We start from the raw sequence: 18,743 nt of genomic DNA on the forward strand, positions 1-18,743 counted from the left end.
AACTGACTAGAATACTGCACCACTCTCGTATCCTGCTATTATAGCATGGCGACATTGTAAGCTCAATGGAAATGCTTTGAAATTAATGGTCACGATCTGCTACATAGTTGGTTAAAGCTAATAGTAATTGCTGTTCCATATTTACATTGGCTAAAAATTTCTTCGCTTTATCCTTATGCTCATTAAGCATGGATTTTGCTCCCTCTAACCCTAAAAGATTGGGATACGTACTTTTATTATTGCCATTATCACTACCGATCGGCTTACCAATTAATTCCATATCCCCCTCAACATCAAGAATATCATCTTTAATTTGAAACATTAGTCCTAATTCTTTTGCAAACAGTTTTAGATTAGCAAGATCATTTGTAGTTGCCCCAGCAATAATGGCTCCTGAAATAATCGATGCAGATAATAAATCTCCTGTTTTATGTTCGTGAATATACATGAGTTCCTCAATAGAAAGAGCTTGGTTTTCGCCTTTCATATCAGCTACCTGCCCACCTACCATTCCCTCTGGTCCTGAAGCCTTTGCTATTTCTTGGACAAGCAAAAGCTTTTTTTCTGACGAAAGGTTCACTCCTTGCATGTTAGCAATAAGTTCAAAACTATATGTAAATAAGGCATCTCCTGCTAAAATCGCCATCGCTTCTCCAAATACTTTATGGTTTGTAGGCTTGCCACGTCTTAGGTCATCATTATCCATAGCTGGCAAGTCATCATGGATGAGAGAATATGTATGAATCATCTCGATGGCACACGCCACTTCATACCCTTCTTCCATTGGTTTTCCAAAGCTTTTTAGTGTGGCAAACAACAAAGCAGGACGAATTCTTTTTCCACCCGCATTAAGAGAATAGATCATTGCTTCTTTTAAGATAGATGGAGCTGCAAGCTTCTCAATATGGCTTGGTAGTTGCTGTTCAATATTAGCTTTTACCTCATTTAGAAAATAACGAAGCTCTTCACTCACTGTTATTCATCCTCCTGAAAATCTAGCAGTTCGATTTCTCCATCTTCATGAAGGATTTGATCCATTTGTTTTTCCACCTGTTCAAGTTTTTCATGACATTTTTTAGACAAAGCCATTCCTTCCTGAAACATTGTAATCGCTTTTTCGAGTGGAACATCTCCTTGTTCAAGTTGTTCTACTACTTGCTCTAATTCAGCCATCGCCTCTTCAAAGCTTAGCTCTTCTTTCTCAGCCATTTTTTCTCCCCCTATTCCGTTGTCTCTATATCTTCAACCAAACAATGAATCGTTCCATCTTTAACCCGTATATTTAATTTTACTCCGCTATTAACTTGTTTGACCGATTTCACTAGTGAATGATCCTCTTTGTAGGCTAAGCTATATCCACGATCCATCATTCGCAAAGGACTTAACAAATTTAAGTCTCCGAGTGCTTTTTCAAACGGTAGACGTTTTTCTTTCACTTGTTGTTTTATCGCTTTTATTAATGCGTCTTGCAACTGTTGCTTTCTTTCTCTTGCTTGCCCAACTCTGATATGAGGATGCAATCGATTAAGAGCTTTATCTAGGTGTCCTAGTTGATTAGCAGGTTCTGTTACAGTCATTACAATGGAACGTTTTAAACGATCAATATATCCATCTAATTGTTGTTCTTTCTGACGAATTAACTGCTCGGGATATCTGAAAGCATACGATCGCTTTAGCCGATCCAACTTGTTGGTTTCCGTTACTAGTCTGTCACCCATAAGTTTCTTCAAACGTTTCTGCATCATCTGAAGAGAACGTTGAACTTCTCTTATATCTGGGACTGCAAGTTCAGCTGCCCCTGTTGGTGTAGGTGCTCGTAAATCAGCAACAAAGTCACTAATCGTAAAATCCGTTTCATGTCCAACCGCAGAAATGACAGGGACTCGAGTTTCGGCAATAGCTCGAACGACTCCCTCATCATTAAAAGCCCATAACTCCTCAATGGAACCCCCACCACGCCCAACAATCAAACAATCAAAGCAATTAGCAAGATCTGCTTGCCTAATGGCACGAACAATAGATCCTGGTGCTTGCTCTCCTTGTACGAGGACAGGGAGCAAGGTGATTTGAGTAACAGGATAACGTCGCTTTAAGGTCGTCACAATATCTCGAATCGCTGCTCCAGTAGGAGATGTGATCACTGCAATCCGAGAAGGAAAAATAGGGATCGGCTTTTTTCTTTCTGCATCAAATAAACCTTCATGCTCAAGTTGAGCTTTTAATTTTTCATAAGCTAAATATAGACTCCCAATTCCATCCGGTTGCATTTCTTTTGCATAGAACTGATATTGACCATAAGGCTCGTAAACATTCACCTCTCCACGAACGATTACCTTCATACCATTTTCCGGCTTAAATGCCAAATACCGGTTATGACCAGCAAACATTACAGCTTGCATTCTTGATTGATCGTCTTTGATCGTGAAATAAAGATGTCCACGGCTATGCAACTTTACATTGGAAAGTTCTCCTCTTAACCAAACATTATGAAGGATGGAGTCTTCCTCTAAGAGCGATTTGATGTAGCGAGTCGCCTCAGATATGGACCAAATATTTTGAGTTGCCATTTTCTCTGAACCTATAAACGCTTTCGTGCTGATTGAACAGTATTTTCTAAGAGCATCGTAATCGTCATCGGACCAACCCCACCTGGAACAGGAGTTAGATAAGAGGCCTTTTCTTTTACACTATCAAAGTCTACATCACCACAAAGTTTGCCATCAACTCGATTTATTCCTACATCAACGACGACTGCTCCTGGCTTTACATCATCTGCATTTATGAAATTAGCTCTTCCGATTGCCACTATTAAAATATCCGCTAAATTCGTCATCTCACGTAGATTTTTTGTTCGAGAATGACAGTATGTAACTGTAGCATGTTCATTTAAAAGTAACTGCCCAACAGGTTTACCAACAATATTGCTACGACCCACAACGACAACATGCTTGCCTACTAGATCGATTTTAGCTTCTTTCAACATTTCAACAACACCATATGGCGTACAAGGCAAGAAGGTCTCTTCCCCTACCATCATTTTACCAATATTAATTGGGTGAAAACCGTCTACGTCTTTTTCAGGAGCAATCTTTTCAATAACTGCCTGTTCAGAAATGTGCTTTGGAATTGGAAGTTGCACTAAAATTCCATCTATGGAGTTGTCTTCATTTAGACGCTCGATATCAGATAATAATTCTTCTTCGGTAATCGTATCTGGCTTTTTAATTAAGACAGAATGGATACCAGCTTGTTCGCAAGCTTTTTGCTTTGCTTTTACATAGCTTTGTGAAGCTGGATCTTCCCCTACTAAAATTACGGCTAGTCCAGGAATTACATTTTCAGTTGTCAGTTGGTCCACGTCTTTTTTTAATTGCTCTCTTTTTTTCGCTGCAAGTTCTTTTCCATTCAATAATAAAGCTGTCATTCTTTTTCCACTCCCTTAAGTTTTAAATTTCTTCCATAGCTTTGGACAATACTCCATTTACGAAGCGTCCTGACTCTTCCCCACCAAATGCTTTTGCTAACTCAATACCCTCATTAAACGTTACGTTTACTGGAATATCTTCAATGTATTTCATCTCATAAAGTGACATACGAACAATCGCACGATCAACAAGACCCATTCGATCAATGGTCCAGCCTTGAAGGCTTGCAGAGATCAACGGATCAATTGCACTTTTTTGTTCAACCGTTCCTTTTACAAGGTCGGTCATAAAATCACTTGCCGTTTCCTCATCATCAAGCACACTATGTATGGCTGAGTCTATATCTGTATCCGCTAAATCAATTTGATAGAGCGCTTGTGCTGCTCTAAGTCTTGCTACTCTTCGATTCATTTGTAAAACTCCTTTTTAAAAGTATGCATAAATAGATCGCATACTTGTACAATTAATATGTTGATGATAGCATATCACGCCATGCTAAAACAGAACAATTTAGATTGAACACATTGATATCTTTCGGTTTCAATCAAACTGACTTTATATATGTGTGTGTTTCACGTGCAATGACTATTCCTTCCGCCTAGACACGAACAGAGTATAAAAGGCTCTGCTTACTTAGGATACCTATTCACAGAGGTTATTCATGCTACAATTCTGACACAAAGACAATGGCTCTATTCATAAATAAAAGAATTTAAAGGAAGGTTTGAAGCTATTTTCTTTTCTTTTCTTTTTATTATATCCCAAAATAACGAAAAGACAGTCGAGGATTATACCTCAACTGCCCAAAAACTATCATTGTTTAGTTTTCGTCTTCGACAGGTTCAGCTGTTTCAAACTGTACGCCTACAACATGAACGTTAATCGCTTGTAATTCAATAGCTGTCATCGTTTGTAAAGCTTGTTTAATATTTGATTGAATCAGGTTAGCCACTTCCGGGACCGATACTCCATATGTGATCACAACAGAAACATCGACTGTAATCCCATCTTCAGCAAGCTCCACTTTAACGCCTTTCCCATGGTTTTTACGACCTAATCTCTCAGCTACTCCAGTCGCGAAGTTACCACGCATTGTCGCTACACCGTCTACTTCTGATGCAGCAATACCAGCAATGACTTCAATGACTTCTGGTGAGATTTCAACTTTACCAAGTTCAGACTTTTGTTCTTCGAGTTCGAGAATATGATTTTCATTCATGCTATGTTCCTCCTAATTAATTTAATTTGACGGACATGACATCATGCAGTTCAAGGAATTTCGTATTAAAATCACCTGAAATAAACGTCTCATGATTCAGGAGGCGAAGATGGAAAGGAATTGTTGTCTCCACACCTTCAATTTCAAATTCCTCAAGCGCTCGTTTCATTTTTGCAATAGCTTCAGCTCGGGTCGCTCCATGCGTAATAACCTTAGCAACCATTGAGTCATAAAATGGAGAAATGACATAACCTGGGTAGACTGCAGAGTCAATTCGAACCCCTAGACCACCCGGTGCCAAGTAATTGGTTATCTTACCTGGAGAAGGCATGAAATTCTTTTTTGGATTTTCTGCATTGATTCGACATTCAATTGACCATCCTTGGAAGGTAACATCATCCTGTGTAAACGTTAATTCTTCTCCACTTGCTACACGGATTTGTTCTTTAATTAGATCAATTCCAGTCACCATTTCTGTAACAGGATGCTCTACTTGTATACGGGTATTCATTTCCATGAAATAAAATTTTCCATTTATGTGATCATAAATGAATTCAACTGTACCAGCCCCAGAGTAATCAACTGCCTTAGCTGCATTTACCGCGGCTGTTCCCATCTCGTTTCTTGTTTTAGCTGATATGGCAGGTGAAGGAGTTTCCTCTAATAGTTTTTGTAACCTTCTTTGGATACTACAATCTCGTTCACCAAGGTGAATCACGTTTCCATAGTTATCAGCGAGTATTTGAATTTCAACATGTCTGAAATCTTCAATGTATTTTTCAATGTACACACCGGGATTACCGAATGCTGTCGCTGCCTCTTGTTGGGTAATATTCATTCCCTTTTTGAGTTCTTCAGCTGTTCTAGCAACACGAATTCCTTTTCCGCCACCACCGGCAGTCGCTTTAATGATGACAGGAAATCCAATTTCTTCTGCTACTGCTAGGCCTGCTTCTACATTTTCTACAATTCCTCTTGACCCAGGTACAATAGGTACTCCCGCTTTTGCCATTGTTGCTCTTGCCACGTCTTTTGTACCCATTTGATTAATTGCATATGGACTCGGTCCGATAAACGTTATATTACACGCCGCGCAGATTTCCGCAAAATCAGCGTTTTCTGCTAAGAATCCATATCCAGGATGAATCGCATCAACCTCCGTTAATGTCGCAAGACTCATAATGTTTGTTACATTTAAGTAACTTTTATTAGAAGCTGTTGGACCAATACAGTAAGCTTCATCAGCTAACCGTACGTGTAAAGAGTCTTTATCTGCTTCTGAATATACTGCTACTGTTTCAATCTCTAATTCTCTGCATGCACGAATAATACGGACAGCAATTTCTCCACGGTTGGCAATTAAGATTTTTTTAATCATCTGATCTCTCCCTAGCTATACAAGCTCTACAACAAATAATGGTTGACCGTATTCAACAAGCTCACCGTTTTCAGCGAGAACCTCTACAATCTTCCCTTTAACTTCTGCTTCAATCTCATTCATTAGCTTCATCGCTTCGACGATACAAACGACTGATTCGTCTGTTACCCGAGCTCCTTGTTTTACATATGGCTCTGAGTCAGGTGATGGTGCCGAATAGAATGTTCCTACCATAGGTGATGTGATTGTATGTACATTCGCATTTGTTGTTGGCTCTTGAGCTTTTGTGATAACTGACTCTGCGGTTACTTTTTCTTCTTGTTGTACAACGGGTGCTGCTACTGCTACTGTTTCTCTTGGTCCTTCTATAACCTTGTCAACAGCTGGTGCTGGTGCAGCCTGCTTTTTTAGAACAAGCTTAGTACCATCTTGTTCGAATTTTAATTCATTTACATTTGACTGATCTAATGCTTTAATTAATTCTTTTAATTCTTGTACTTTTAACATCTTTTGTACACTCCCTCATTCCCTATCAAAGTTATGGATAAGGATTTCTAGTTTATCGTAGTTTACCGCTATTATAACATAATGATTTCGACAAAAAGGATTATATCCCTCTATATCTTATTAACAAAAAAAGACTGAATCTATTAGAAGAGGCTACTGAAAAAGGTCGTTATTTACCTTTTTCAATAGCCTCGAACCAAAAAGTGGTTCTTGGTGTGAGATATCACATCTTTAGCTTGCAATGAGAAACCCACTTGCGTGCAATGTGCGGAGACATTGATCTTTGAAAGGTCAGTGTTTGCCTTTTCAGTGCCCTCTATTAGAAAACCATTTACATGAATTAGCGGAGTTAGCCTTTATTCTTGTGAAGTCTCAGCTGCACTTTCAGATTCAACTTCATTTTTTATTAAAGCTTCCTTCTTGTATTGGCGGAAAACAGGAAACTCTGAAAGGTTGTCTGGAATCTTTCCGTTTTCTAATAAAATAATTTTCACAATATTTTTATTACGCGCCATGTGAAATTTATCGCCATATTCATTTTCCTGCGTATAACGCTTTAAGCTTTGATAATCATCTTCTTTAATTGAAACTTTGTATGTATCTTCATCGTTATCTTCAAATTGCTGTTCAAAGCCAACTTCAAATTCGACAATTTGGATATGATCATTTTTAATATTACGTGTCTGCTCTAAAACGGCCTTCGCACCTTCTGTTAAATCATTCCATTCCATTTCATATCGCTCCTCTGTCATTAGTTACTTTGCGTATTATATCATAGACAAATGACGAGATGCATCCTTTCTAAAATTGGTTTTTCCTTTTTTTATGGACAAAGAATTAAGAAAGAAAGCAACTAATGCCACTTTTGATTTCTTTTATACTTTTAATCCCTTTTAATTTTTCATTGCATTTTATTATCCACATTTACTTTCTCCGCTTTTATTTCGTTTCCCATCACTAGAATTTATGCCGCTTTATTTATAACTAGTTTTCAAATGACGAAAGCCGCCAAATTGGCGGCTTCTTCCTTTTTATTTTGAAGCTTGGTGCGCTACCGTAACCTCTGATTGACTACCTAAGTGATTAAGTGTCAAACTAAGAATCTCATTAGCTTCTGCTGCAGAAAGCTCTTCCGTTTGAACAATCACTCGCACTTGATTATCCTCTGCTAATACAAGTGCATCTTCATAACCTTTAGCGATAATTAATGTTTCTAATTGATATTCTTTTTGTCCTAAACGTTGTAATTCCATGCTTTTTTCATGTGCATCGACTTTTTCTTCAGCAGATGCATCTGCAGAAGCTCGAATATTTGTATACTCTTCAACCATACGGTCACGTGTTGCTTGAAGCTCCATACGAATTGAAGCAAAAGCTTCATTCGTAGTAATTGAAGAGATCATTCCTGATTCTGCTTCTTCAACCTCGTCTAATTCTTCAGCAATGTTAACAATGACTTCGTTCGCATCGCCACTGGTTGGCTGCTCAAAATCTAACTCTTGTTCCTCTTGATTTTCCCCTACAAACGCAATTTCTTCACCTGGAGCTTGCGGAGATGAAACATAGTACACCGAAAGTACAATAATCAAACTTAACATCGTTAACAACCAAACTGTCTGCTTTTTCAATACCATTTACGAGTCCTCCTTAGTTTTCTTCGGCATAACCGAAACTCTATGTGTTGGTACATCTAATGATCGACTTACTGCTTCTACCACCCAACTTTTCACTTGAGCATTTTCAACCCCTTTAGCCACAACCAAAACTCCACGGATAGATGGTTTTTCTGTTTGGACTAAGATAGGTTCTTCTTTTTCACCGTTACGAATAATGACTAGTTGTTCGTCACGAGAAATATCTTCTACTTTTCTAGTTCCACCTTCTCGGTCGGTTTCATCTGTATGTTGCTGTTTTTCATTCGTATTTCTCTCATACACATTTCGCTCTGTATCGGCTAAATTAATCATGACTGAAACATCTGAAATACCAATGATCTGTTCAAGTTGCTCTTTCAACTGATTTTCATAGCGCATTTCATAGTCTTGCATTGAATTTGGTTCCACTGACGAACCCCTTTTGAATACCGGCTCATCTTCCTCTTCTTTTTCTTCATTAAAAGCGGGTAAGGAATGTTCTTCGTCTCCTGCTGGATTGGTCAGAAGGTTGCCCGTTATCATGAGCGCAAGACCTACACATCCAAGAAGCAAAACATAGTGAAGAGGTAAACGCCGTTTTTTTCCTTTATCCTGCTTCTTGAATAGGTTCTGTAGCCATTGTTGATCCTTCTGTTCGTCGCGATTCATTCTGCTCGTTTCCCCCCTTCCCAAGCTAGTAAAATCTTTTCTTTAGGGATGTACCAGTTTTCTGAGAGAAATTGTTGAACAGGTTCTAAATCATGACTCGTTTCATCGATTTCGTCCGTAGTTGTAATTGGTTTAGATGTATCAATATGAACAACTTGAACAGATGAATTTCCTCTTGATTTTTCTTGTTCAACAGTTGGTTTCGACGATGATTGAACATAAACATGAATAGCTTTGATCGCATAAATCATTTGTTCCTCATTCAGTTGCTGCTCTTGACTATCTAAATGTTCAAGTACATCGTCATCCAATTCAACAGCGACATGGTCAATTGTCAGCTCATGCTGTTCAAGCAATGTCTCTGCTACTTGTCTCTCAAGTTGGACAGCCACCTGTTCTAAATGATATGCACGTTGTCCCAACTCTATTTCTCTTTTTTGCAAATTTATTTGATGATTTACAGATTGTTCAGTTTGTACCGTCACATTTGACAAGGAAAAAAGCCATTCATCAACGTCTTCAGTGAATATTGAAAGTAATGGTTGAAGCATGACAACTAATAAAAGTAAACCAACAACCATTTTTACATAGCGCTGCATATTCGAATTGGGTAGCATTAACTCTAAAATAGTAGCAAGTAAAATTAATAGAATGATGTTCGTAAGCCATTCTGTCAAAAAGCCCATTGGTTTTTCTCCTTTCATTAGAATTAAGAGACAAGTTTGGATTTGCTGAATGAATACCTTGTTATGTGCGTACATGTTTGCGATGGCTCCGCACGCTGCGCGCCTTCTGAGAAGATCGCTCAGAAGGCTTAAAACATGGCAGCGGCTATGCCTAATCGTGTCGAGTTTGTCAAAAGGTGAATACGCCCTTCGGCCTTGTTATGTGCGTACATGTTTGCGATGGCTCCGCACGCTGCGCGCCTTCTGAGAAGATCGCTCAGAAGGCTTAAAACATGGCAGCGGCTATGCTCATCGCGACGATTTTGTCCCAAAAGGTGAAGTGCACACCTTTTGGGACAAAATCTATCTCATCATAATAGACAAATTCCCCGCTGCTACCATGATGGTGATGGCTAGGAAGAACATAAGGCAGACGACGGCCATGGCTGCGAAGACAAAAATGACGGCTTTTCCGATGATGGACAAGCATTCGATGATGGCCCCTCCGCCTAGTGGTTGAAGGACAGCTGCAGATAAGTTAAAGATGATGGCAAGGGATAACACTTTTAAAGCTGGGAATGCACATAGCATTAGAAGAATTCCTAAACCAGCTATCCCGATCGTATTTTTTAACAATACAGATGCTGAGAGCACGGTGTCTGCTGCATCTGTAAACATCCGACCAACAACCGGTACTAGGTTTCCAGCAATAAACTTAGCCGTTCGCACCGTAATGCCGTCTGAAACTGCAGTTGCTGCCCCTTGAACAGATATGACTCCAAGAAAAATGGTTAGAAAAATTCCTAATGTACCTACTGCTATATTTCTTAAAAACGTGGCAAGCTTTGTTACTTTATAGTGGTCAGTTAGTGTTGAAACAATGCTAAGGACTGCTGACAAGAATAATAGTGGTAGCACGACATGCTGTATTAATAATCCACTTGTATTCACAAAAAATATAATCAATGGATGAAACAGAGCAGCTGATGTAATACTCCCAATTGCAGCCATCATAGCAAGCAACAAAGGTAGAAGCGCGATCATAAAATGGACCATGTTGTTGATGGCGTCTGAGGCGTAAGAAATAGCCACGTGAAAACTATTTAAAGCGATAATCATGAGCACCATATAAGTGATCGCATAAGCTACTTTGCTGATTGTATGTTGTTCAAACGCATTTTGAAGAGACTGTAAGATCATACAAAAAACCGTTAGTAAAATAAGTGACCCTAGTAATTTTCCATTGACAAGTAACTCGTGTAGTAAAAAGCGAAGGAGGCCTAGTCCCCATTCCTTTATGGAAAACTGCTTTTCACCTCGAACGAATTCCATAAACGTTCCTTTCTGACTTTCAGGTAGGAAGCCACCGTATTCCGTAGAAATTTCCTCCCAGTATGCTCGGACTTCGTCTAATTGGAGTTGTTCCATTTGTTTTTCAACAAAGCCTTGCTCGTCCAATGGGTCATTTTCAGCCGAACTGACTGGTGCAAACATAAGTAGAATGGAAGCTACGATTATTCCTTGGACGATGAACCGAATCACGCTTGTCCCTCCCCTTTTTCGCTCTTTATGAAGGTAAAAGAGCTAGAACCATTTCGATTACTGCTGTTAAGATTGGTATTGCCATTACTAGTATAAGAATTTTACCTGCTAATTCAATTTTAGAAGCAATCGCAGCTTGTCCTGCATCTTTAGCTATTTGTGCACCAAACTCTGCGATATAAGCAATTCCAATAATCTTTAAGATCGTTTGTAAATACATCATATTCATATTTGCTTGCTCAGCAATTCCCTCGAGCATGTTAATTATTTTGGCGATTTCATCTATTAAAAACAGAAAAATGAGGATTCCAACAAAAACAGTTAACATAAAGGCAAACAACGGCTTTTGCTCTTTTATAACCAAGGCTAGGAAGGTTGCGATAAGCCCTAACCCGACTATTTGGATAATATCAATCGCAACTCACCCCTTTACCCCTGAAACAGGAAAACCCCTTTGATTTTCTGAAAAAGATCATCCACGATCGTGGCAACCATATACAAAACGACAACGAAGCCAATTAAGGTTACCCAGTGGGCCCAATCTTCCTTTCCCATTTGCTTCAAAACCGTATGAATCATTGCCACAACTATTCCGATTCCTGCTATTTGAAAAATGGTGTTAACATCGTACACCACGACCTCTCCCCCTCCTACTTCCTACTCTTGCTCTATAGCATGAGAATGACAATTAGCAACCCTGTAAGAAATCCTAGACTCTTAATCATTCGTTCATAACGATGTTGGCGTTCTTTAGCCTCATGTTCTTCACGTTCTAGGTGAGCCAGTGTCAATTTAATCTGCTTTTGCTGCTGCTCTCGGTCATGCTGCCCAAGAGTTGCTCCAAATTGCATCATGACTTCTCGTTCACTATCAAGCATAGATGTTAAGTTCCAGGTTTCCTTTAAACTTTCTTCCCAAGCTTCAAATGCCGTTTCTTGCTTCGTGAGTAACCGGTCAGAGAAGCGTTCAAAAAAATAAGAAATAGGCCTTGGCATTTGCTTAGCAATATGCATACTTGCTTCGGCGAGCGGGGTTAATCCATACATGATCTCGGCTTCGAGTGACTGGATCGCAACTTTTAATTGACGTAATTGCTTTGGCCTTTCACTTAATCGTTTAGCAAATTCAAATCCAAGCCAGGTTGTTGCAAGAATTATGATTACCGCACCTAAAAGCTTCATTTTACTCTCACCACGTCTCGCCTTTGTTGATTTCGAATTCGACGAATTACACCTGCCTGGGTTGTTCTTGTTAATTCAACACAACGTTCAAAAGCTTCCATTTCAAGCAACGATTTCAATGCGGGACGCCGTTCAATATCTTCAAGCGAGTAACCATGAGCCGTTGTCATTACTTTTACCCCGGCATGAAGAGCTTCTTGAACCGCAAAAACATCCTCTTCTCTTCCAATTTCATCGACGATAATAACATCTGGACTCATTGAACGAATGAGCATCATCATCCCTTCTGCCTTTGGACATCCATCAAGTACGTCTACTCTTGACCCTAGTTCAAGCTGAGGAACACCCTTCATACTTGCCGCTATCTCAGACCGTTCATCAACAATTCCAACTTTTAATGGCGCAATGTTTTTACTCGGCATTCCTTGACTAATTAATCGTGCTACATCTCGTAGCATTGTCGTCTTTCCTGTTTGCGGTGGACCAATAAAAAGAGTATTTAACCATTTTTGGTCATATAATTGTGAGACAAGCCGATCCGCAACACCAATGGTTTGCCTAGCGATCCGAATGTTAAAGGAGCTTATGTCTCTTAATGTTTTAACTTGTCCGTGATCAAGAACGACTTTTCCCGCCAAACCAACTCGATGTCCACCTTTGATCGTAATAAATCCACGTCGTAATTCTTCTTCAAAGGCATACATCGAATACTGACTCAATTGATTTAATAAAAATTTGGCATCATCAGCTTTAACGATGTAATGTCGATCGTTGACACTTGGATAATAGGGTATTCCTCTTGAAATGACTTCGAGAGGACGTCCTACTCGGAGGCGGATTTCTTCGGTTTTTTCTAGGATTATTGGTGACAACTGTTTAAGTACTTCTCGAATATCCCCTGGTAAAATTGCTACAACATCTTGTAACATGATCCCTTCGCCCCCCTTACTTTCTAATTCCAATTAAAATTAACAACACCCCGGCTCCTATAAAAACAAACTTAGATGCAGAAAGTCGATCTGACATTCCAATTAAACCAATGGCCACTGATGTAATAAAGATAGCTGGACCAACGATAGCAAGGACCGCGTTTAAAGCTACAGCTTTTTCTATACTGTTAAATTTCAATATCAATCCCGCTACGGTAAGTTCGATTAATCCTGAAACGACTCGTAAACCAACCATTACAAGTAGCGCCATTTCAACTGTGTAGAACCAGGTCTTCATACTTCCACCTCAACTTAAAAGTCACTTTGTACAACCTATGAAAGAAGATTTCTATTCAGAACAAAAAAGACGAGCTAGTTTGAATTTCACTAGTTCGTCCTATTAAATGAATTAACATTTCCAATTTTGCAACTAAATTTAAAAATCTACTTTTCCTTATATCTCTCATAGTGTACTGATAGGAGCTTTGTTTATTATTAAACAAAAGACAGCCAGGCTCTCAATGAACCTGGCTGTCTTTTACTATGCACGTGAAACATATGAACTGTTACGAGTATCGATAATGAGAACATCACCTTGGTTAATGAAGAAAGGAACTTGTACTGAAAGCCCCGTTTCTAATATTGCTGGCTTCGTTCCACCTGAAGCTGTATCACCTTTAATGCCAGGCTCCGTCTCTGTTACTTCTAGTTCAACAGTATTGGGGACTTCTACACCAAGAGTTTCCCCTTGGAAACTCATAATTTGAACGACCATGTTTTCTTTTAAGAATTTTAGTTCATGTTCAATTTGAGCTGTTGGTAATTCAATTTGTTCGTACGATTCATTATCCATGAAATTATGCATATCACCACTTGCGTAAAGGTACGCCATCCGACGGTTTTCAATATGCGCCTTTGAAACTTTTTCACCTGCACGAAATGTTTTTTCTTGAACTGAACCTGTTCGTAAATTACGCAGCTTTGAACGAACAAAAGCAGCTCCTTTACCTGGCTTTACATGCTGGAATTCCATCACTTGCCAAAGTCCATTATCCACTTCAATCGTTAAGCCTGTTTTAAAATCGTTTACTGAGATCATTGATTATTCCTCCATCTTTACATCCAAATATAATTGGATATCAGTCACAGTCATTACTATACCACAGCTTGGAAAAACTTTCTCCTCAAAAATTATTCACCAATTATTAATAATTCTTTAGTAGAGTGTGTAAAAGATTTATTTCCTTCTGCTGTAAGGAGAGTATCGTCTTCTATTCTCGTACCGCCTACCCCAGAAATATAAATCCCTGGTTCAACGGTTACGACCATTCCAGTTTCCAGAATGGTTTCAGATTTCATTGAGAGAGATGGACCTTCATGTACTTCCATTCCTAGACCATGTCCAGTAGAATGACCAAAATACTCGCCATAGCCTTTTTCAGTGATATATTCACGAGTTAGAGCATCCGCTTCCTTTCCCGTTAAACCAGGTTTTATTCCTTTCATCCCTAAAAGTTGAGCTTCTAGTACCGTATTGTAAATAGCTTTTAATTCATCATTTACATTTCCTACTGCAACTGTCCTAGTAATATCAGAACAGTATCCTTTTAAGTAAGCACCGAAATCTAATGTGACTAATTCCCCTTTTTCAATCACTTTCTCACTCGCAACACCATGTGGTAGAGCTGAACGATAACCTGATGCAACGATAATATCAAAGGATGAACTAGCAGCACCTTGCTTTCTCATAAAAAATTCTAATTCATTTGATACAAATAATTCTGTCATACCTGGTCTAATAAAGGTAATGATATATTCAAATGCTGCATCTGCAATATCAGCTGCATTTTGAATCATTTTGATTTCTTTTTCATCTTTAATGAGACGAATACCTTCTACCAAACCTGACACAGGTATTAACGATGCGGTTTCAACATGCTTTTCATAGATCTGATGTGCTTCATATGTAAGATGTGATTGTTCAAATCCTACCTTTTTTAAACCGAGTTTCGCCACTTGATTAGCTACCTCTAAATAGATTGGACTTGTATGCTGAACAATTTCAAAACCTTGTGCCTGCTCTTTCGCTTGCTCTACATAGCGAAAATCGGTGATGAAAATGGCCTTTTGCTCCGAGATTATCGCGACTCCTGCCGTTCCAGTAAAGTTGGTCGTATACTGTCTATTATAAGGACTTGTAAGAAGTAACCCATCAATCCCAAATTCCTTTAACTTAGAACGCACTGCTTCAATTCGACTCATCCTATACCCTCTCCTTTATGGGTGCATGAAGAGGTCTTGTGATTTTCCACAACGGCTGCCACTCACATGACCTTCAGCTTTATAACACATGCACCTTTTCATTTACTGTTTAGGAACACTACTTTTTTATTGTAGCATAAAGCTTGATAGGAGAAGCCTACACATTTTGTTGCTGTTCGGCATATTCATAAGATATAGAATAGCCAATAAATGTGCCATAAAGGACATAAAGGCAAATTGAAGTAAGAATCGTATTCATATCAAGATTTTGAATAGACTTCAGCCCAGGGAATATTGGATTTAAAAGGTAAAAGACAACAAGCCATAGGACTAATCCAAATCCTACTCCTACCCAAATTTTATTAATTTTTTGTAGAATAAGTCTATATAAAAAAGCGATTCCAATGGAAAGAACAGAAATGACTGCGACCCCAACTAATTGACCTATATACGTATCTTTCCAATCTCCTAAGGCAAAAGGCATCAACGCAAGGGCAGGCCCTACTCTAATAAATTGAAAATAAAAAGTGAAGTATCCAACAAGCGACCATATTAAACCACCAAATAGTCCTATCAACGCAACTTTCATTGGGTACGACATTTGTTCTTCTTGTCTATTTCTTGCACTATGTTGTTTTTCCAAAATGACCACCTCCACGCCTAGTATGTCCGTTTTTAAACTTGAAAACTCATGAAATTTATCTTGTCTACCTAGAATGAATGTCCGATAAATTGGATATACTGTAAAAAAAAGATTCTTTTACTTGATTACAAGAGCAAGCACCTACAAAGAAGGATTTTTTAAAATTCATGTAGAATTAATTAATAATATCTGAAATGTAGATAGGTTGGTGTCATCATGTCAAGGAATCAACCAAAGACCGCTTACGGTGGGCAAGCACTCGTAGAAAGCATCATGTTTGATAACAACCATTTGTAGAAAAGATCCGAATCATGTTACTCAGAGCTTATTACAAGGGTTCATCATTAAGTTTCTCTCTTTTAAAATACACATTTACTCTCCCCCTATTAATACGAAGAGTTTTCCATTATCACGGGGCTGAAGATATAGTGATTAATGCATATGAACGAAAGTCGCCATTAACTATTGATCATGTTCAAGAACAATTAAGACTACACTATCAATGTGGGAGTAGTTTTATCTTGTTTACCATACTTGTTGAAGTCTTTATGATAATATCTTTGAGCAATTACATCGAATTGCTCACATACCTTAGTTTGGGGACTTTCTACGAAGCACAACCATTAACCAACTAAATTTAGGAAATGGCTTGGTTATCCTGGGCTCCCTCTTTAGCTCCATACAACAAAGAGGAACCTTCGAATCATCTGTTACAATTACTTCCTTTAACGAGATGCTGAAACGTGAAGCATATTTAGAAAGCTAGTTTTGCAAAAGCAAAGGAAATTGTGTAACCTTTGATCGTCAATATATTGGAGGTGCAGATACATGCGTTCGATTATGAAGTACATCATACCGGCTGTTTTGATTTTTGCCATTATTGGGCTTGGTTACGAGCTTCTCTTTAATCCCCTTGGCTTTTTAACGAGAATATTAATGATGATTGGGTTTATCGCAGTCATTTTTATTATCTATCGTTGGTTTATGGCTAGACGCTACGGAACACCATTATTTCCGTCACAAACAGGTCCAAGTGGAGCACAGTTAAAGAAAGCCAAACGAACAAGTACACAGCGCCAAGCATCTTCGCCATCAGGTGCTGTATTTAAAAGTAAAAGGGTAACGGCACCCCAAACTAAAAAGAAGCCAATTCGTTCTTCTACGAAACAACGTCGTGAAGGCCATAATCTTAAAGTGATTGAAGGTAAGAAACAAAAAAAGAAGAGCCGAGCATTTTTTTAAACACTCGGTTCTTCTTTTTTTCGTCGAATAAACCCTTTATATAAAACAAATCATGCATCGATTTGTATAAAAAAGGGAAGACCGTCCTTTTTTACCTTGGTTTTCTCTTAACCCTTTTTGCATGGCTCCACTCGCTGCCCGCCTTTCGAGAAAACCGCTCAAAAGGCTTAAAACCTTGCAGCGGTTCCGCTCATGCATCGATTTGTATAAAAAAGGGAAGACCGTCCTTTTTTATCTAGGTTTTCTCTTGACCTTTTGCATGGCTCCACTCGCTGCCCGCCTTTCGAGAAAACCGCTCAAAAGGCTTAAAACCTTGCAGCGGTTCCGCTCATGCATCGATTTGTATAAAAAAGGGAAGACCGTCCTTTTTTATCTAGGTTTTCTCTTGACCTTTTGCATGGCTCCACTCGCTGCCCGCCTTTCGAGAAAACCGCTCAAAAGGCTTAAAACCTTGCAGCGGTTCCGCTCATGCATCGATTTGTATAAAAAAGGGAAGACCGTCCTTTTTTATACAAATCTTTAATAACTCCAGTTTTTTAAAAAGTGCTTGGTTTCTTTTTTCCCAATTGTAACGAGATTATCCTTTTGTTCGTCCGAGAGTTCAAAATCAGTTGCTTTAACATCCAGTACCGGAATAAAGACGACATTTTTCTCATCGGCTGAATCGACATATCTCAAATCGTGGGCAGAAGTCATTGTTTCAAACAACGCTCGGTATAGAGTAATAGCATTTTTAATTTTTTTAGGTGGGATTTCACTTAATTCTGGTTTTAGGTGAAAGCCAATCGCCGGCCGCTTCCACCTTTTCAGGTTACCATCCATGAACAACCACATTGGAAAATTACTTAAAAGCCCTCCATCAACAATATAAGAAGCTTCCCCTCCATTTCCACGGTCATAGATTTTGACCGGTTCAAAGAAAAATGGAATGCTACAGCTCATTCGAATCGCCCTAGCTACAGGAAATCTTTCAGGTATTAACCCATATTTTCCTAAGTCATCAGGAAGAACAAGTAATTTACCTTTTGATAAATCTGAAGCAATGATACGTAATGATCCCGTCGGTAAATCTCCAAATGTTCTAATCCCTTTTGCTCCTAAAACTTTCTTCAACCATGCCTCAAGCGCATTTCCCTTGTATAATCCAAGGCGATAATACATATGCACCCATTTAGCAATAGTAAAAGGAAGCACCGACATTCTCTCATCTTTAAAGGATTCTACATCTAATTCATCAAGTAACTTGAATATCTCATTACTTGTATATCCAGCTTTAATAAGTGCAGCAACAATTGCACCAGCACTCGTTCCTGCTAAACGATCAAATTGGAAGCCTCTTTGTTCCATTACTTGCAGGGCACCAACAAATGCGAAGGCTTTAACACCACCACCTGCAAAAATTCCATCTACAATCATCTGAAATCACCTCCCACTTAAACCATATGAC

The 18,743-nt window shown here is 38.8% G+C and carries 24 protein-coding genes; 2 read left to right on the forward strand and 22 right to left on the reverse strand.

The window, feature by feature from the left end; translation table 11 throughout:
* Positions 1–82 precede the first annotated feature (82 nt).
* The 21 genes from LDX58_RS19210 to LDX58_RS19310 all read right to left on the reverse strand — a co-directional run bounded on the left by LDX58_RS19210 (position 83) and on the right by LDX58_RS19310 (position 16,057).
* Positions 83–973 (reverse strand): polyprenyl synthetase family protein, encoded by an 891-nt coding sequence (locus LDX58_RS19210; RefSeq protein WP_308017580.1) that lies wholly within the window; start codon positions 971–973, stop codon positions 83–85.
* A 2-nt stretch (positions 974–975) separates the two neighbouring features.
* A complete protein-coding gene (gene xseB / locus LDX58_RS19215; protein ID WP_227938467.1) occupies positions 976–1,209 on the reverse strand; it encodes an exodeoxyribonuclease VII small subunit in 234 nt (77 codons plus the stop codon).
* An 11-nt stretch (positions 1,210–1,220) separates the two neighbouring features.
* The gene (gene xseA, locus LDX58_RS19220) at positions 1,221–2,567 is read right to left on the reverse strand and encodes an exodeoxyribonuclease VII large subunit (protein ID WP_227938469.1); all 1,347 of its coding nucleotides are present in this window, start codon (positions 2,565–2,567) and stop codon (positions 1,221–1,223) included.
* Between the two features lie 11 nt (positions 2,568–2,578).
* Positions 2,579–3,424 (reverse strand): bifunctional methylenetetrahydrofolate dehydrogenase/methenyltetrahydrofolate cyclohydrolase FolD, encoded by an 846-nt coding sequence (gene folD / locus LDX58_RS19225; protein WP_227938471.1) that lies wholly within the window; start codon positions 3,422–3,424, stop codon positions 2,579–2,581.
* A 22-nt stretch (positions 3,425–3,446) separates the two neighbouring features.
* The gene (nusB, locus tag LDX58_RS19230; RefSeq protein WP_227938473.1) at positions 3,447–3,836 is read right to left on the reverse strand and encodes a transcription antitermination factor NusB; all 390 of its coding nucleotides are present in this window, start codon (positions 3,834–3,836) and stop codon (positions 3,447–3,449) included.
* Between the two features lie 409 nt (positions 3,837–4,245).
* Complete coding sequence (locus LDX58_RS19235) at positions 4,246–4,644, reverse strand: Asp23/Gls24 family envelope stress response protein (RefSeq protein ID WP_227938475.1); 399 nt, start codon at positions 4,642–4,644, stop codon at positions 4,246–4,248.
* Between the two features lie 16 nt (positions 4,645–4,660).
* Positions 4,661–6,022 (reverse strand): acetyl-CoA carboxylase biotin carboxylase subunit, encoded by a 1,362-nt coding sequence (gene accC / locus LDX58_RS19240; RefSeq protein ID WP_227938476.1) that lies wholly within the window; start codon positions 6,020–6,022, stop codon positions 4,661–4,663.
* 15 nt (positions 6,023–6,037) lie between these two features.
* The gene (accB, locus tag LDX58_RS19245) at positions 6,038–6,529 is read right to left on the reverse strand and encodes an acetyl-CoA carboxylase biotin carboxyl carrier protein (protein ID WP_227938478.1); all 492 of its coding nucleotides are present in this window, start codon (positions 6,527–6,529) and stop codon (positions 6,038–6,040) included.
* Between the two features lie 356 nt (positions 6,530–6,885).
* The gene (locus tag LDX58_RS19250; protein ID WP_227938480.1) at positions 6,886–7,260 is read right to left on the reverse strand and encodes a hypothetical protein; all 375 of its coding nucleotides are present in this window, start codon (positions 7,258–7,260) and stop codon (positions 6,886–6,888) included.
* Positions 7,261–7,560: 300 nt separating this feature from the next.
* The gene (locus LDX58_RS19255) at positions 7,561–8,163 is read right to left on the reverse strand and encodes a SpoIIIAH-like family protein (protein WP_227938482.1); all 603 of its coding nucleotides are present in this window, start codon (positions 8,161–8,163) and stop codon (positions 7,561–7,563) included.
* Positions 8,164–8,832, reverse strand: a complete 669-nt coding sequence (gene spoIIIAG / locus LDX58_RS19260; RefSeq protein ID WP_227938484.1) for a stage III sporulation protein AG — start codon at positions 8,830–8,832, stop codon at positions 8,164–8,166.
* Positions 8,829–9,518 carry a stage III sporulation protein AF gene (spoIIIAF, locus tag LDX58_RS19265; protein WP_227938486.1) on the reverse strand — a complete coding sequence of 230 codons (690 nt, stop codon included), beginning with the start codon at positions 9,516–9,518 and terminating at the stop codon, positions 8,829–8,831. The genes spoIIIAG and spoIIIAF overlap by 4 nt, the downstream gene beginning before the upstream one ends.
* 342 nt (positions 9,519–9,860) lie before the next feature.
* The gene (gene spoIIIAE / locus LDX58_RS19270) at positions 9,861–11,036 is read right to left on the reverse strand and encodes a stage III sporulation protein AE (RefSeq protein ID WP_227938552.1); all 1,176 of its coding nucleotides are present in this window, start codon (positions 11,034–11,036) and stop codon (positions 9,861–9,863) included.
* Positions 11,037–11,064: 28 nt separating this feature from the next.
* Positions 11,065–11,454: a stage III sporulation protein AD gene (gene spoIIIAD, locus LDX58_RS19275; RefSeq protein WP_227938554.1), complete on the reverse strand. Its 390-nt coding sequence runs from the start codon at positions 11,452–11,454 to the stop codon at positions 11,065–11,067.
* 14 nt (positions 11,455–11,468) lie between these two features.
* Positions 11,469–11,675, reverse strand: a complete 207-nt coding sequence (gene spoIIIAC / locus LDX58_RS19280) for a stage III sporulation protein AC (protein ID WP_034630453.1) — start codon at positions 11,673–11,675, stop codon at positions 11,469–11,471.
* A gap of 32 nt (positions 11,676–11,707) precedes the next feature.
* On the reverse strand, positions 11,708–12,220 hold the full coding sequence (gene spoIIIAB / locus LDX58_RS19285) for a stage III sporulation protein SpoIIIAB (RefSeq protein ID WP_227938488.1): 513 nt from the start codon (positions 12,218–12,220) through the stop codon (positions 11,708–11,710).
* Positions 12,217–13,149 (reverse strand): stage III sporulation protein AA, encoded by a 933-nt coding sequence (spoIIIAA, locus tag LDX58_RS19290; protein ID WP_227938490.1) that lies wholly within the window; start codon positions 13,147–13,149, stop codon positions 12,217–12,219. Before spoIIIAA ends, spoIIIAB begins: the two co-directional genes overlap by 4 nt.
* Before the next feature lie 16 nt (positions 13,150–13,165).
* Positions 13,166–13,447 carry a YqhV family protein gene (locus LDX58_RS19295; RefSeq protein WP_227938492.1) on the reverse strand — a complete coding sequence of 94 codons (282 nt, stop codon included), beginning with the start codon at positions 13,445–13,447 and terminating at the stop codon, positions 13,166–13,168.
* Positions 13,448–13,690: 243 nt separating this feature from the next.
* Positions 13,691–14,248, reverse strand: coding sequence for an elongation factor P (efp, locus tag LDX58_RS19300; protein ID WP_227938494.1), 558 nt, complete (start codon positions 14,246–14,248; stop codon positions 13,691–13,693).
* Positions 14,249–14,340: 92 nt separating this feature from the next.
* A complete protein-coding gene (locus LDX58_RS19305) occupies positions 14,341–15,411 on the reverse strand; it encodes a M24 family metallopeptidase (protein ID WP_227938497.1) in 1,071 nt (356 codons plus the stop codon).
* Positions 15,412–15,568: 157 nt separating this feature from the next.
* Positions 15,569–16,057 (reverse strand): YqhR family membrane protein, encoded by a 489-nt coding sequence (locus tag LDX58_RS19310; RefSeq protein ID WP_372459252.1) that lies wholly within the window; start codon positions 16,055–16,057, stop codon positions 15,569–15,571.
* A 308-nt stretch (positions 16,058–16,365) separates the two neighbouring features.
* On the opposite strand from LDX58_RS19310, the gene LDX58_RS26300 reads away from it, so the two are divergent.
* Both LDX58_RS26300 and LDX58_RS19320 read left to right on the forward strand, forming a co-directional pair.
* Entirely contained in the window at positions 16,366–16,689 is a 324-nt protein-coding gene (locus tag LDX58_RS26300) for a DUF1385 domain-containing protein (RefSeq protein ID WP_227938499.1), read from the forward strand.
* A gap of 193 nt (positions 16,690–16,882) precedes the next feature.
* On the forward strand, positions 16,883–17,296 hold the full coding sequence (locus tag LDX58_RS19320; protein ID WP_227938501.1) for an SA1362 family protein: 414 nt from the start codon (positions 16,883–16,885) through the stop codon (positions 17,294–17,296).
* 519 nt (positions 17,297–17,815) lie between these two features.
* On the opposite strand, the gene LDX58_RS19325 is transcribed toward LDX58_RS19320, so the two are convergent.
* On the reverse strand, positions 17,816–18,712 hold the full coding sequence (locus tag LDX58_RS19325; protein WP_227938503.1) for a patatin-like phospholipase family protein: 897 nt from the start codon (positions 18,710–18,712) through the stop codon (positions 17,816–17,818).
* Between the last annotated feature and the right edge of the window lie 31 nt (positions 18,713–18,743).

The sequence above is a fragment of the Alkalihalobacillus deserti genome (genome assembly GCF_020734105.1).
In the GTDB taxonomy this organism is placed as follows: domain Bacteria; phylum Bacillota; class Bacilli; order Bacillales; family Bacillaceae_D; genus Halalkalibacter; species Halalkalibacter deserti.